The sequence below is a fragment of the Paenibacillus sp. 1SOY10 genome, from assembly GCF_056836745.1.
Map to the genome: position 1 here is coordinate 20,763 of NZ_JBXENK010000005.1, position 14,038 is coordinate 34,800.

Genomic DNA, 14,038 nt, shown 5'->3' on the forward strand with positions numbered 1-14,038 from the left:
TTTTTGTAGGCGTTATTGTTACGTTACAGCCAGCCGTTTTCCTCCGCCAACCGTACCGCCTCAATTCGGCTCCCTACTGCGAGTTTACTGAGAATCTCCGAGATGTAATTGCGAACCGTACCATGGGAAAGGTGCAGGGCAGCCGCGATATCGCCGGCTGTCTTTCCCCCGGCTGCCAACCGTAGAATGTCCTGTTCGCGGGAGGTGAGCGGATTCTCCTGGCGAACGCTACCGAAGATGAGCTCTGGCGATACTTCCCGGTGGCCGTCCATGACTCGGCGGATGGCTTCGGCCAGCCGGTCGCTGGATTCGTCCTTGAGCAAGTAGCCGTGAACGCCTGTCTTGACGGCCCGCTCGAAATAGCCAGGGCGGGCGAATGTAGTCAGAATTATTACACGGCAGGGCGATCCTTGCTGCTGTAAGGTCTCGGCGACATCCAGCCCGGTTAGCAGCGGCATTTCAATGTCCATCAGGCAGACATCAGGCTGGAGTGCCCTAATTAACTTAAGAGCTTCTGACCCATCCCCGGCTTGACCGACCACTTCAAGGTCATCTTCGAGATCAAGCAGGGAGGCGAGAGCCCCCCGCAATAACCGTTGATCTTCGGCAATCAGGATGCGAATCATACAGACTCACCTTCTTTGTTGGTTTCTTTGATAATCAGCGGAATGGTAATGACAAGCCGAGTCCCGTATCGGATAGAATGCGTACCAGGATCAGCTACGGTTGCAGCGATTCCCTCTCTATGAGCAGAGTCTGAACCCTGTGTCACGCTTAACGTTCCATCAATGAGTGACAAGCGTTCAGCCATGCCCTTTAAGCCGTTGCCGGGGGAAGGGTCGGCTTGTCCTAATCGGGCTTGCTCGTCTTTCGGGTAACCTCCTGCCTTAGCATAACCGCCTAGACCAATCCCATCATCTTCAATCGTCAGCCTTACCTCTGCCGGGGTCGTCTGAATCGTAATGGTGCAGCGCTTAGCCTTACTATGCTTGACTATATTCGTTACGGCTTCCCTGATGCACAGGCTGATGATGTTCTTCGATAAATCCGGGACCTCCGTGAGCTGCGTGCTTCCTTGCACCTGCAACAGAATATCAGCGGCACTCAGAATTTCGTCCGCCTCGGCCACTGCTTCAGTGACAGTCACGGCACGCATATCGGACACCAGCTCTCGAACCTGACGGAGCGCAGCGCGGGAGGTCCGTTGAATTTCCCGGGCTTCGCCCTTGGCGCGTTCAGGGTCTTTGGTGATGAGCTTTTCGACCAACTGGCTCTTTAAAGTAATCAAGGACAAAGTATGACCAAGCGTATCGTGTAGATCACGGGCAATCCGCAAGCGCTCTTCCCGCTTGACCAGTTCTTTGATGCGTTCCTGAGCGATGCCCAGGTCCTTCTCGAGTTGCATGCGTTGATTCATGGAGCGGCTGCCATTCGGGGTGATGAGCATAATGACCAGGAAGGGCAGCAGGAACAGCAGATCATTGCTCTGCAGGTAATGCAGCGAGAGGGCAATGGATAATAGCTGGGCCATCGCAAATCCGGCCAACGCTGTAATGAATGGGCGCCGTTCCAGATACCAGCCGATGAAGTAGGAACTGAAGAAGCCCATAAAGAAATTGTATGGATTATAGAAGGCACATAGCAGAATGGTCAATATCATTTGCAATGCCAGCCAGCTATGAAAGGCAATACCACGGCTAACATAAAGCTGCCGATAGGTTACAGCAAAGAGGAAGACCAGGCCGATGCCAAGCAATAGCTTGACCCCATGCTCCCCCCGCAGATTAATGAGAGGCAGCAGTAAATAAATGGGCCAGATGTAAGGGAACCAGCCGTATTTCTTAGGAAATAATCGAAAGCCGCCTAACGCCATGATGAACTACACCGCTTCCTGTTTTTTTCGAATATAAGTGGATAGTATCATAAACAGAATCAGATAGCCCAATAAAATCAGTACATTACTCCATTCCGGGGCTTGGCCCCGAATGATGGCCCAGGCTCCGCTACCGAACGGATAAGAAGGAAGCCATCTGCCGATCGCTTGCATCAGGCGGGGCAGAATATCCATCGGCATCCACATGCCGCCTATGACAGCCAGAGATAAATAGAGGGCATTGCTGACCCCGCTGGCCGTCTCAGCACGCTTCATATTGCCCACGAGTGTCCCCAGCGCCAGGAAGGGCAGAGAACCGACCAAAATCCACAGCCCACTGTATACCCAAGTTAGCGGAGCGAGGGATACCCCGTTAATCAGATACCCGGCAAGGAAGATGCAGATGACAGAGAAGACGTTCATCATCATTTGTCCCAATACTTTACCCCCGAAATAAATCATTTCCGGAAGCGGGGTCATACGCATATACGTCGACCAGCCTTGGGTGCGCTCCTGCACCAGCCAGATGCCCATGGTCATAATCGATGATCCCATGACACTGAACGCGGTCATAGACATGAGATAATGCGCCTGCCATTCCCCCGGGTTATCGCTTCCAGTATTCACGATACGGGTAAAGATTACATAGAACAAAATTGGCATCATCAGGGACCAAATCACATAGAAGGGACTGCGGAAAATGCGCAGTATTTCGGTCTTGCACAGCATCATCAGGGATCGCATCATCGTTACATCATCTCCGCTTCTTGAGGGTTGGTCAGTTGTTCAAAGGCTTCTTCAAGCCGTCCTTGTTCAATCTGTACATTCTTGACGCGTGGTAAACCGCTTGTAAACAAGGCTGCCAAGGCTTCGTCGGTGTCGTTAGTTGTGAGGTGTATCCGGCCACCCCTGTCGTAACAATCAATCACGGGGTCGAGTTCCAGAAACTTTGCCCGCAGCGCGGGTCCATCCTCTTCTGCTATGAAGGAGATGGAGCGTTTGACGATTCGAGCCTTGATCTCCTCCGGAGTACCGTCTGCAATCAGACTACCCCGACTAAACAACAGGATACGATCCGCGATATCGTCCGCTTCTTGCAGATAATGTGTGGTGAACAAAATGGTCTTGCCCTGCTTGGATAATTGCCTTACATTGTGCCAAAATTGCCGTCTTGCCTTAATGTCCAAGCCTACCGTCGGCTCGTCCAGGAAGATCAGTTCAGGATTACCGGCCAGCGCCAGGGCGAAGCCCAGACTACGCTTCTGTCCCCCGGAGAGCTTGTCGGCATAACGGTTCAGATCGACGGGAGCTAGTCCGGCAAGTCGGCCCAGTTCCGTAAGCTCCAAGGGGGTTGGGTAATAGCTGCGCACCAGTTCCAGTACCTCCCGCACCTTCAGTCGGTCCAGTACGCTAATGTCCTGAAGCATAGCGCCGGTCTTCTCGCGGACGGCCCGCTCTTTTGGCGCTTGACCAAACAACTTGACCCTTCCCTCCGTGGGTTCTAGCAGCCCCAAGAGCATAGAGATTGCTGTCGTCTTGCCAGCTCCGTTAGGTCCCAGAATGGCGGTGATGCTGCCTTGGGGGATCTGGAAGCTAAGCTGGTTGACGGCTTTTTTATCCTTGAAACTTTTGCTGACTCCGTTCATTTCAATAATGGGTTCCATGCTATGTTCCTCCATATGTCTAAGGGATAGGAATGCGGTTTGCTGTGTTGAATTGCTTGACTTAATCATATAGGGGAGGGAGGCAGCGGGTTAGTATGGAGTGTCATGAGATGAAGGTGACAACTGTCATGAAAAAAGGAGCGACATTAAAAACAGAGGCCTGCGTGGGTGCGCAGACCTCTGTTGCTGATCGTCATTATTCATTATGAATAGCCCTATTGACGGCTGCGTTATACAGCCTTGCGGCGGAAATAAAGCAAGCCAGCGGACAAGAAGACAATAAAGCTGCCGATGACGGTAATGGCAAGACTTTCATAGGGAAGGTTGGCGGCCACATAACCGCCCTCTCCCCAGCGTGGCATCATCGCCAGCAGGGGCTGGGCCCACGGGTAGAACGGCCCAATCTGGGCAGAGTTGACGATTAGCAGATTGGGTATCGTCAGCGATACGTTAACGGAGAGCGGAGCCGCGAAGCTGGACCACATCAGTGAGATGCCAAGCTGCAAGGTCACCAGCGGGAGGCAGGCGATCAGTCCTCCCAGCAGACTCGTGGCAATCATGCCCCAAGGAATCGGAGCATTGATTTGCTGAACCAGCCCGACAATCAGCAAGGCGGCAAGGAATAGCAGTTGCGATAAGGCGAGCAGAGAGAATACGATGAGCAATTTGGCGAAATAGACCGCACTCCGCGAGATGGGCAGCACCAGGAGCTGCTTCCAGCCGCCGCCTGTATGCTCATACCGGCAGATAAATGAAGGGAACAAGCCAGCCATAATGGGCAGAAAGAGCAATCCGTGCAGCATGGCCATGGCTGTAAGCAAGGTCATCCAGGCTGCACTGTCCGGCGTTTTTGACAAATCGGCAAGAACGCCGATGAGTGCGGCTAGGGTGGGACTGGCCAGCAGCACGATCCAAAGGCGGGAGCGGGCCATTTTCAAGCGTTCTGCGGCTAGTACATGAAGGAATGTCTTCATAGGTTAGTCCACATCCTTTCGGTTAAAGTGAAGCATCCCCATGAGCAGGATGAAGCCTCCTGTTAGCAGGCCAGCCAGAATAAACCACTCCCGGTGCGGCCCGGTAAAGCCGAAGAGGGGCCAGTTAAGCAGGAACTGTGCCGGCAAGTTCATCGTAAACGGGGAAATGATCGAGATGGTCACTCCCAGCGACACCGGCAGGGATGGATTGCGATAAGTAAGTGAAAGCCAAAGCTGCAAGGCTAAGATCGGTAAGGCGGCAAGCAAAGGATAAAACCCCATCCGAGCCAGATCGGCATAAGGCATTGACTCGGTATTAAATCCGAAGCATAAGCCCAAAATGACCGTGCCCATCGGTAGCAGAATGCAGGATACCGATAACAACAGGAAGCATAGCAGGAACTTGCCGCTGAACACCGCAGTCCGGGAGATGGGCAGGGCCAGCAACTGCTTCCAGGAGCTGAGCTGATGCTCTACATTCGCCACCAGCGAGCTAACCAATGTGCATCCCAGGTATAAGGCGATCGGCACAAAGGCGGAGACGTTCATCAGCAGCCCGCCCCAGGGGTCGTCGGCATACTGCACGCTTAAGTAATCGAAGCGTAGACCATAATTGAGCGCCTGCATGGCAACGAGCCCTACCGGCGCCAATACGATAAGGAACCAGATGCCCTTGCGGCGAATCTTTAGAAAGTCGGCTGATAGAGAACGTAACATCATAACTGCCCACGCTCCCCAATAACCTGCATAAAAATATCCTCCAGCGATTTCTTCTTCTGTTCCACTCTGTAAATGTCGTGTCCGTTCTCCACCAGCCGCTTGACGAGATGGGCAACCTGCGCATCCGCCATTCCCGGAAAGGAAAGAATGCCGTTCTCCGCCGTTCCGCTCGCTCCAAGGTCGCGGGCAATCCACAGCGCCGAATCCGGCTCCGATACGATAAGCTGCATGTCATGCGTAGATCTCAGCCGGAGATTATCAATGGTATCCTGAAACACTAATTGACCCTCGCGAATAATGCCTACCTTGCTGGCCATCAGTTCCATCTCGCCCAGCAAGTGGCTGGATACCAGTACGGTAATGCCATACTGCTGCGGCATATGCTTGATCAATTCACGAATTTCGTGAATACCTGATGGGTCCAGCCCGTTCGTAGGCTCATCCAGAATGAGCAGTTCGGGGCTGCCGAGCAGGGCGGCCGCGATGCCTAGCCGCTGCTTCATCCCGAGCGAGAAGCCCTTGACGGGACGGCGTGCCTCACTGGTCAGCGACACAATCTCCAGCACTTCATGAATCCTTGACTTCGGCACTTGAAGGATACGCCGGATGGCCTCCAGATTGTCTATAGCACTCAAGTGTCCGTAGTAGGAAGGAGATTCGACGAGAGAGCCGACATGACGAAGAATTTCCAGCTTGTCCTTGGGCATGTCACGGTTAAAAATGCGGATTGAGCCACTCGTTGGCTGAATCAGGCCCAGCAGCATGCGAATGGTAGTAGTCTTCCCGGCTCCGTTGGGTCCGAGGAAACCATAGATATCCCCCTTGGCAATTTCCAGATTCAAATGATCGACCGCCATACGGCCACGATATGTCTTGGTTAAGCCTTTCGTTTGAATGATCATCTCACTCACAATTTATCACCTCGTAGATGATCATATCGCCGGGAGGTTAAAAGGAAAGGCGGAGCAAGTTTAAGATTAGTTTAAATTCAGCGTGAAGAGGGGCACAGGAATAAGAAAGAGCGCCGTTACTTCGGCGCTCTCAAAGGATAGATAGATATGGCTGTACCTGCCGGGGAAGTGTGTGTCTTCCGGGCAAGATTCATTTCGCGCAGCAGCAGGTCGACGATTTGCAGGCCCAGACCGGAGCCGTGGGAGGTGGAGACAACCTCCATACCAGGGCCACGGTCGCTAATGACAAGAGCTTCGGCCCCGTTCTCCTGCTTCATGGAGATACCTACATATTCGCCAGAGCCAGCATGACGGACGAGATTCTGGAACAGATTGTCCAGCACGCGGCGGAAGCCTTGAGCATCGACGCTCCAATACAGAGGCTGCTCGGGCAACTCAATGTCTGCACGGATTCCTGCTTTTTCCCAGACGGGGTACCAGGCAGCCGCACTCTCACGTACCAGCCGCAGCACATCCAGGCGCTCCATGGACAAGGCGTACCGCTTACTGGTAAGCAGGCTATAGGAGAGCAGATGATCCATTAGCCCGGAGAGATCGCTAATCTTGGTCTCCATCAGGGCGAGCGACTGCTTGCCCCGATCCGTCAAGGGCTCTTGCCGCAGCGAATAGAGATGGCTGCCCAGTACGGTAAGCGGCGTGCGGAGGTCATGAGAGAGATGACTAATCAAGCCCTTGCGCAGATTCTCTTCCTCCTGCTCACGCTGTCGGCTATGTTCCAGCTTGTATAGCATCTGGTTAAACGCTTGCTCTAATCGGCCAATCTCATCTGGTCGTCCTTCCTGAATTGGTGAGGGAAGTCCGTTGGCGCCCGTTTGGCTCATAGCGGCCTCCAGCCTTAGCAGCCGCTTGCGAATATCACTGAAGAACCAGGCGGACAACAAGATGAAGGACCCAAGCATGATGACCAGGAAGACACCGTAAAAGCGTCCATCATCCCGTTCGTCATCAGTAATTACCATGAACTTGCGGGGGAGTTCGAAGACCATAAAGCCTTGGTGGACTTCTTCATTTCCGCCAATATAAGCAACAACCGTGAAGGGGTCCCCGTTCACCCGCGCCTTCATAAAGGCGATGGTATCCTCCAGCGTCCACTGGTCGGGAACGGTGGTCTGCTCTGGAAGCTGTAATTGGGTGGTTCCCTGGGAGTCAACCCAATACATGGCAGCATCCGGGTATTTGAGTTTCATCGTCCTCAGCGTGTCGCCAATCACTTCAGGAGTGGCATCCCGTAGCTTCGAGGAAGCTTGGTGCCAATCCGCTTCCATGTCCAGACCATTGCCGTATGGGCGAACATCGGGACCAGCCCCCTTCGGGTCAAGCAGTAGATTGACGCCCCAGGAAGCGATGAAGCTGACGGGAATGAGCACCGGAATGAAAAGCACAGCAATGGCCAGCAACAAAACGTAGCGGGTGACCAGCGATTTGCGTGGCTTGCGAAGCTTCAGCGGCTTCATGTTCTCACCCGGTAGCCAATCCCTCGGATCGTCTCGATGACCTCCGGATTGGCAGGGTCACGCTCCAGCTTTTCGCGTAAATGGCGAATATGAACCATCAAGGTCTTGTCACCATCCAGATAAGGCTCATTCCATACCGCCTCGTAGATCTGTTCTTTGGTTAATATCTGCCCGAGATGGCGCAGCAGATAAGTAAATATATGAAACTGCTTCCCGGTCAGGACGATTTCTTCCCCGGTAGCTTCGTCGGTGATTCGGTTCTCTTTTTCATAGACCAACAGATGCTTCAAATGAATGGGCTCTGCGGCAGGTGATTCCCCGCTGCGGCGCAGTAACACTTCGATTCGCGCAGCCAACTCGTCGGGGTGGAAAGGCTTCGTTAAATAATCGTCGGCGAATTTTAGTCCTTGCAGCTTATCGTCGATCGACGTTCTGGCAGATAACATCAGTACAGGCAGGTCCGGGTATTGCTGCTTCAGACGCCCTCCTACTGTGAATCCGTCCAAACCAGGGAGCATCACATCCAGGATGACCAGATGACGATCAGCAGCTTGCTCCACCGCCTGCTCGCCGCTGGTCAGCCAAGTGACATCATATCCCCGCTCCCGCAGGTTCTCGCTCACCCATTCCCCGATTTCGATATCATCTTCAATATATAGCAAGTTTGTTATAGGCATAGGTACATTCCCTCCTTTCTCTATTGTGGCAAATACGCGGTAAAAAAGAAACGGGACGTAGGCAAGATTTGCTCACTTCTTTTGTGACTACAATCACAAAGTATGAATTTCCCCCATGCTACGTTGTATCTGAGAATGGTTATCAATGATCGAAATCAAGACAATCGTGAAGCTTCTATGTCGTTGTGGCAAGCCGAAAAAATTCATGATTTCAATAGAGAAGGGAGCAGTACGCCATGAGCGAGCTGATCAATAACCGAGAGTTTGGGGTACAGAGCCAAGGTCGTCGTCAGGAATTGCTGAAGGAGATCATCAAGGAGCTGCATCAAGGCAAAAGTGTGGAAGAGGTGAAGGCGCGCTTTGAAGAAGCGGTGGGCGATGTGACGGTGACGGAAATTTCCGCCATGGAGCATGCCTTGATGGAGGAGGAAGGTATTCCAGTAGAGGAGGTACAGCGGCTTTGCTCCGTGCATACGGCCATCTTCAAGGGATCTATCGAGGAAATTCACCGCTCATCCCAGCCTGAGGAGCAGCCCGGGCATCCGGTTCATACCTTCAAGCTGGAGAATCGGGAGATTGAGCGGCTGGTGAACTTCAAACTGCAACTGCATCTGGATAAATATCGCAAGGATGGCGGCGAGGAAGTGACCTTCAAGCTGCTGGAGGATTTAAATCTGCTGATGGATCTGGACAAACATTACAGCCGGAAGGAAAATTTGTTGTTCCCGTATCTGGAGAAGTATGGCATTTACGGGCCAACGACGGTTATGTGGGGCGTGGATGACGGCATTCGCATGATGATTAAGGAGACGAAGGGCAAGCTGGCAGACGGGAGTGCCGACAAGGAGACAGTGTGTCTTGACCTGGAGCGGATTATTAAGGAAGTTAATGAAATGATCTTCAAGGAAGAAAACATCCTGTTGCCAATGGCCTTGGAGAAGCTGACAGAGGATGAGTGGGTCAGCATCGCCAAGGAGAGCGATGAGATCGGCTTCTGCTTGACTGCCCCGGATCAGGAATGGATTCCTGAGCGTGTACCTTTACAGGCTACATCAGGGGGAGATCAGAACGCTGACATTACTGCGGAGACACAGCAAGAGCAGCAGGTGGGTCAGCCGCCGCAGGGCTTCGTCAAGTTCGAGACCGGCCTGCTGTCGATGGAGCAACTGGAAGCCGTCATGAACCACTTGCCTGTGGATCTGACATTTATTGATGAAAATGATGTGGTTCGTTATTTCTCCCATGGCAAGGAGCGGATATTTGCCCGGACGAAGGCGGTCATTGGTCGCACCGTGCAGAATTGCCATCCTCCGCAAAGCGTCCACGTAGTCGAACAACTATTGGCTGATTTTAAAACGGGAGTTAAGGATGCCGAGGATTTCTGGATTCCGTTCAAGGATAAGTTCGTGTATATTCGTTATTTTGCGGTTCGCAGCGAAGACGGTCGATATCTGGGCACCCTGGAATTCACGCAAAACATTGCACCCATCCGTGAGCTGGAAGGTCAGAAGCGGATCATGTCCTGAACCGGCTTGTGCCGATTCTGTTAAATCTATGCATTTCGTCTGCCCCGGTGTGCCACGCGCGCGCCGGGGTTTTTCCCATTCCTCCCTACGCTGACAGGCGTTGAACCCTTGCTCCGGCAGGGCTTTGGGACGGCTACTTCTCTTGACCGAATAGGAGGGTTCGCTTATAGTTGGTAACGTAGGAGAAGCATATTATTTGAGAAAAAGGTGGCTTGTAAATATGTCTGAAAACATCTACATTGGCGTTGACCTGGGCGGCACCGCAGTGAAAGTCGGCATTTGCAATGAGGAAGGTCAACTTCTTCATACCTATGAAGGCCCAACTGAAGTGGCAAAGGGTGCAGATGTCATCGTTGCCAATATCGAACACTATGTCCGCACCGTAGTGGAGCAATCTCCATTTACCTGGGAGCAGGTAGCTGGAGTGGGCGCGGGTGTTGCGGGATTTACGAATGTTCGTGACGGTATTATTATTTTGGCGCCGAATGTAGGTTTGAAGGATTTTCCGATTCGCGAGATTCTGGAAGAGCGACTCGGCAAGCCGATCAAAATAGATAATGATGCCAATGTGGCGGCTCTGGGCGAAGCTTGGGGCGGCGCTGGTAAAGGCATCGACAATTGTGTCTGCTATACGCTGGGAACCGGTGTAGGCGGCGGGATTATCATCAATGGGAAAATTTATCAAGGGTTCTCCGGCATGGCTGGGGAGCTTGGACATATGTCCGTTGTACCTGACCTGGAGGCTATCGGCTGCGGCTGTGGTCAAATGGGCTGCCTGGAGACAGTCTCTTCCGCAACCGGAATTATTCGGATGGCGAAAGATGCGGTAGCTCGTGGCGATCGCACTTCCCTGTCTCAGGTGGAGACTATTACAGCGAAGGACGTCTTCGATGCAGCGAAAGCTGGCGACGAAGCATCGATCCGTATTGTCAACCGTGCGGCCTTCTACTTGGGTAAATCGATGGCTGCTGTGGCCGTCGTGCTTAATCCGGAATTATTCATCGTAGGTGGTGGCGTATCCAAAGCCGGCGATATTCTGTTCAACGAGGTTCGCAGCGTGTTCGCCAAGCTGACGCCAGGACCTGTCCAAACGGGTATGACAATTGTACCTGCCACACTCGGCAATGATGCGGGTATGGTTGGGGCTGCTGGTCTGTTCTTGCGTTCTTAATACAATAAAATAGATAAATGGATGGTGTGGAATCAACGATGGGACAAGGTGAATCTCACGAGGAGGGAACTATGATGCCGGACAAAGAAGTAGGCTCAGTCGCCAATCTGATTATTATTACAGGCATGTCAGGGGCGGGTAAATCCCTGGCTGTACGAAGCCTGGAGGATCTCGGATTTTTCTGTGTAGATAACCTGCCCCCGGTATTGATTCCCAAATTTGCCGAATTGATCGAGCAGTCCAAGGGCAAGATCGCCAAGGTTGCTCTGGTTATTGATTTGCGTGGCCGCGAGTTCTTCACGGCGTTATCGGAATCCTTGGGTTATATCAAGGAGCACTTTACGATTAAATGCGAAATTCTGTTCCTGGATGCGACGGACTCCGTACTGGTGCAACGCTATAAGGAAAGCCGCCGTCGTCATCCACTTGCTCCTGAAGGCATGCCGCTGGACGGCATTCGTCTGGAGCGTAAGATGCTGGATGAGCTTCGATTGTCTGCTACTCAGCTTATTGATACGAGCAATATGAAGCCAGCACAGCTTAAGGAAAAGATCATTTCCCGCTTCTCCCATCTGGAGAGCAGTAATCTGTCGGTGAACATTACCTCGTTTGGGTTCAAATATGGCATTCCCATTGACGCCGATCTGGTATTTGATGTGCGGTTCCTGCCGAACCCACACTACATTGAGCAGCTTCGTCCGCACACAGGACAAGACAGCGATGTATATGAATATGTTATGAAGTGGCCGGAGACGCAAACCTTCCTGACCAAGCTACTGGATATGCTGCATTTTCTACTTCCGCAGTATCATAAAGAGGGCAAAAGTCAGGTCATTATCGCTATCGGCTGTACCGGCGGCAAGCATCGCTCTGTCGCTATTGCCGAATATCTGGGCCGGATGCTCAGTGCCAGCGAGATGGAAACGGTTCGCGTCAGCCACAGGGACGAGGGCCGGGATCGGTAACAAGACCCTGTGAACTCGAGTTAAGAGGTGAACCTAGTGACACATCGGGCTAAGGAACCAAGAATTCCGCGGATTGTCGTGATGGGCGGAGGAACCGGGCTGTCTGTCATGCTCCGCGGATTGAAAGAGAAACCGCTCGATATCACGGCTATTGTAACGGTAGCCGACGATGGAGGCAGCTCCGGGATCTTGCGCAATGAACTACAAATGCCGCCTCCCGGCGATATTAGAAACGTGTTAACGGCATTGGCTGATGTTGAGCCCTTGCTTTCAGATATGTTGAACTACCGTTTTGCAACGGGTTCGGGATTAGCCGGGCATAGTCTGGGCAACCTGATCCTGGCGGCAATTACCGATATTTCCGGTGATTTCGTGACCGCCGTTAGAGAGTTAAGCCGCGTGTTTGCGGTTCGCGGGCGCGTGTTGCCTGCTGCCGGGCAGGCGGTTGTGTTGCATGCCGAGATGGAAGACGGTACGTGCGTCACCGGGGAGTCCAAGATTCCCGAAGCGCGGGGCAGAATTAAGCGAGTCTTCCTGGAGCCCGAGATTGTGGAGCCATTACCGGAGGCCGTGCAGGCCATCCGCGAAGCCGATGCGATTCTGATTGGTCCCGGCAGCCTGTACACAAGTATCATTCCGAACCTGCTGGTGCCCAAGCTGGCCGAAGCGGTTCTGGAGAACACGTCCGCAATTAAAATTTTTATCTGCAATGTCATGACCCAGCCCGGCGAAACGGACAATTATACGGTCAGCGATCATCTGCAAGCGGTCTATGACCATGTGGGACAGCACTTATTCGATTATGTTATCGTGAACGACGGAGAAATTCCCGCACAGGTTCAAGACTTTTATGCTGAGAAGGGCGCCAAGCCGGTACAGGTGGATTGGGACAACGTGACCGGGCAAGGCTATAAGGTGATTGCGGATACCCTGGTACTGTTCCGTCGATATTTAAGGCATGATGCGGATAAATTGAGTCATCACATTTACCAATTGGTAGAAAACTGGATTTTACGAAAGAGGTGAGTCCCTTGTCATTTGCGGCGCAAACCAAAAAAGAACTGACCATGGTCGAAGCCTCGGCTTGCTGCGAGCAGGCTGAATTATCCGCGTTGATTCGTATGAACGGCTCGGTACAAGTTTCGAACAAAAAGGTGATTTTGGATATCTCTACGGAAAACGCCGCGATCGCAAGGCGAATTTATTCCTTGTTGAAGAAGCATTTCCAGATTCATACGGAGCTGCTGGTTCGCAAGAAGATGCGTCTAAAGAAGAACAATGTATACATTGTGCGGATTCCAGGGCGGGTGCAAGAGATTCTTGGGGAGCTGAGTATCGTTTCCGAAGGGTTTATTTTCACTACGGGGATTAATCCGGAGCTTACCCGGAAAAACTGTTGTAAACGGGCATATCTGCGAGGGGCCTTCATGGCTGGAGGTTCGGTAAATAATCCGGAGGGGGCCTCGTATCATCTGGAGATCGCGTCGATGTACGAGGAGCACTGCAAGGCACTGGTGGACCTCGCTAACGAGTTTCACTTGAATGCACGTTGTATCGAGCGCAAGAAAGGGTTTATTTTCTACATTAAAGAGGGCGAGAAAATTATTGAGCTGCTGAGCATCATCGGGGCGCATCAGGCGTTGTTCAAGTTTGAGGATGTGCGAATTATGCGCGACATGCGTAACTCCGTTAACCGGATCGTGAATTGCGAAACGGCCAACCTGAACAAGACGATTGGGGCCGCGGTCAGGCAGATCGATAATATCAAGCTGCTGCAAAGGGAAGTAGGCCTGGAAAATCTGCCCGATAAGCTACGGGAGGTTGCGGAGGTCCGGTTAGCTCACCCCGACATCAACCTGAAGGAAGTGGGCGAACTGTTGAAGGGAACAGTCAGCAAATCCGGGGTAAACCACCGTCTGCGCAAGATAGACGAGCTTGCTGAAAAAATTCGCGGTAGCTAAACCGCTTTTGCGCTAGTGTGTTGCCTGTTCTGTATGCTATAATGATATAAATTATATGTCCACGAATGTGATTATGTTGATT

14 protein-coding genes are annotated in these 14,038 nt (G+C 52.4%); 5 read left to right on the forward strand and 9 right to left on the reverse strand.

The genetic code is table 11. From position 1 onward, the window contains the following. Positions 1 to 23: 23 nt before the first annotated feature. The 9 genes from AC1VOR_RS14135 to AC1VOR_RS14175 form a co-directional block, all read right to left on the reverse strand. Entirely contained in the window at positions 24 to 626 is a 603-nt protein-coding gene (locus AC1VOR_RS14135) for a response regulator transcription factor (protein ID WP_482618595.1), read from the reverse strand. Then, positions 623 to 1,873, reverse strand: coding sequence for a sensor histidine kinase (locus AC1VOR_RS14140; RefSeq protein ID WP_482618596.1), 1,251 nt, complete (start codon positions 1,871 to 1,873; stop codon positions 623 to 625). The genes AC1VOR_RS14135 and AC1VOR_RS14140 overlap by 4 nt, the downstream gene beginning before the upstream one ends. 6 nt (positions 1,874 to 1,879) lie before the next feature. Next, a complete protein-coding gene (locus AC1VOR_RS14145) occupies positions 1,880 to 2,617 on the reverse strand; it encodes an ABC transporter permease (protein WP_482618892.1) in 738 nt (245 codons plus the stop codon). 5 nt (positions 2,618 to 2,622) lie between these two features. Continuing rightward, positions 2,623 to 3,537, reverse strand: coding sequence for an ABC transporter ATP-binding protein (locus AC1VOR_RS14150; RefSeq protein WP_482618597.1), 915 nt, complete (start codon positions 3,535 to 3,537; stop codon positions 2,623 to 2,625). A 230-nt stretch (positions 3,538 to 3,767) separates the two neighbouring features. Beyond that, positions 3,768 to 4,511, reverse strand: coding sequence for an ABC transporter permease (locus tag AC1VOR_RS14155; protein WP_482618598.1), 744 nt, complete (start codon positions 4,509 to 4,511; stop codon positions 3,768 to 3,770). Positions 4,512 to 4,514: 3 nt separating this feature from the next. Continuing rightward, on the reverse strand, positions 4,515 to 5,231 hold the full coding sequence (locus AC1VOR_RS14160) for an ABC transporter permease (protein ID WP_482618599.1): 717 nt from the start codon (positions 5,229 to 5,231) through the stop codon (positions 4,515 to 4,517). Continuing rightward, positions 5,228 to 6,142 (reverse strand): ABC transporter ATP-binding protein, encoded by a 915-nt coding sequence (locus tag AC1VOR_RS14165; RefSeq protein ID WP_482618600.1) that lies wholly within the window; start codon positions 6,140 to 6,142, stop codon positions 5,228 to 5,230. Before AC1VOR_RS14165 ends, AC1VOR_RS14160 begins: the two co-directional genes overlap by 4 nt. Before the next feature lie 116 nt (positions 6,143 to 6,258). After that, the gene (locus AC1VOR_RS14170; protein ID WP_482618601.1) at positions 6,259 to 7,656 is read right to left on the reverse strand and encodes a HAMP domain-containing sensor histidine kinase; all 1,398 of its coding nucleotides are present in this window, start codon (positions 7,654 to 7,656) and stop codon (positions 6,259 to 6,261) included. Then, the gene (locus AC1VOR_RS14175) at positions 7,653 to 8,333 is read right to left on the reverse strand and encodes a response regulator transcription factor (RefSeq protein ID WP_482618602.1); all 681 of its coding nucleotides are present in this window, start codon (positions 8,331 to 8,333) and stop codon (positions 7,653 to 7,655) included. The genes AC1VOR_RS14170 and AC1VOR_RS14175 overlap by 4 nt, the downstream gene beginning before the upstream one ends. Before the next feature lie 236 nt (positions 8,334 to 8,569). Between AC1VOR_RS14175 and AC1VOR_RS14180 the strand changes: the two genes are divergently transcribed. From AC1VOR_RS14180 to whiA, 5 genes are all read left to right on the forward strand, one after another. Continuing rightward, positions 8,570 to 9,859, forward strand: a complete 1,290-nt coding sequence (locus AC1VOR_RS14180) for a DUF438 domain-containing protein (protein WP_482618603.1) — start codon at positions 8,570 to 8,572, stop codon at positions 9,857 to 9,859. 220 nt (positions 9,860 to 10,079) lie between these two features. Continuing rightward, complete coding sequence (locus AC1VOR_RS14185) at positions 10,080 to 11,030, forward strand: ROK family glucokinase (RefSeq protein ID WP_482618604.1); 951 nt, start codon at positions 10,080 to 10,082, stop codon at positions 11,028 to 11,030. A gap of 74 nt (positions 11,031 to 11,104) precedes the next feature. Beyond that, positions 11,105 to 11,995: an RNase adapter RapZ gene (rapZ, locus tag AC1VOR_RS14190; protein ID WP_059048806.1), complete on the forward strand. Its 891-nt coding sequence runs from the start codon at positions 11,105 to 11,107 to the stop codon at positions 11,993 to 11,995. 81 nt (positions 11,996 to 12,076) lie between these two features. Continuing rightward, positions 12,077 to 13,021, forward strand: a complete 945-nt coding sequence (locus AC1VOR_RS14195) for a gluconeogenesis factor YvcK family protein (protein WP_059048846.1) — start codon at positions 12,077 to 12,079, stop codon at positions 13,019 to 13,021. Between the two features lie 5 nt (positions 13,022 to 13,026). Then, the gene (gene whiA / locus AC1VOR_RS14200; RefSeq protein ID WP_482618605.1) at positions 13,027 to 13,956 is read left to right on the forward strand and encodes a DNA-binding protein WhiA; all 930 of its coding nucleotides are present in this window, start codon (positions 13,027 to 13,029) and stop codon (positions 13,954 to 13,956) included. The last annotated feature ends 82 nt before the right edge of the window (positions 13,957 to 14,038 follow it).

Excerpts from the sequence above, each read along its gene's own strand:
- AC1VOR_RS14160 (WP_482618599.1), bottom strand. The coding sequence starts at position 5,231 with ATGATGTTACGTTCTCTATCAGCCGACTTTCTAAAGATTCGCCGCAAG.
- AC1VOR_RS14185 (WP_482618604.1), top strand. The coding sequence starts at position 10,080 with ATGTCTGAAAACATCTACATTGGCGTTGACCTGGGCGGCACCGCAGTG.
- AC1VOR_RS14170 (WP_482618601.1), bottom strand. The coding sequence starts at position 7,656 with ATGAAGCCGCTGAAGCTTCGCAAGCCACGCAAATCGCTGGTCACCCGC.
- AC1VOR_RS14140 (WP_482618596.1), bottom strand. The coding sequence starts at position 1,873 with ATGGCGTTAGGCGGCTTTCGATTATTTCCTAAGAAATACGGCTGGTTC.
- AC1VOR_RS14180 (WP_482618603.1), top strand. The coding sequence starts at position 8,570 with ATGAGCGAGCTGATCAATAACCGAGAGTTTGGGGTACAGAGCCAAGGT.
- AC1VOR_RS14135 (WP_482618595.1), bottom strand. The coding sequence starts at position 626 with ATGATTCGCATCCTGATTGCCGAAGATCAACGGTTATTGCGGGGGGCT.
- AC1VOR_RS14175 (WP_482618602.1), bottom strand. The coding sequence starts at position 8,333 with ATGCCTATAACAAACTTGCTATATATTGAAGATGATATCGAAATCGGG.
- rapZ (WP_059048806.1), top strand. The coding sequence starts at position 11,105 with ATGCCGGACAAAGAAGTAGGCTCAGTCGCCAATCTGATTATTATTACA.
- AC1VOR_RS14145 (WP_482618892.1), bottom strand. The coding sequence starts at position 2,617 with ATGCGATCCCTGATGATGCTGTGCAAGACCGAAATACTGCGCATTTTC.
- AC1VOR_RS14195 (WP_059048846.1), top strand. The coding sequence starts at position 12,077 with ATGGGCGGAGGAACCGGGCTGTCTGTCATGCTCCGCGGATTGAAAGAG.
- AC1VOR_RS14155 (WP_482618598.1), bottom strand. The coding sequence starts at position 4,511 with ATGAAGACATTCCTTCATGTACTAGCCGCAGAACGCTTGAAAATGGCC.
- AC1VOR_RS14150 (WP_482618597.1), bottom strand. The coding sequence starts at position 3,537 with ATGGAACCCATTATTGAAATGAACGGAGTCAGCAAAAGTTTCAAGGAT.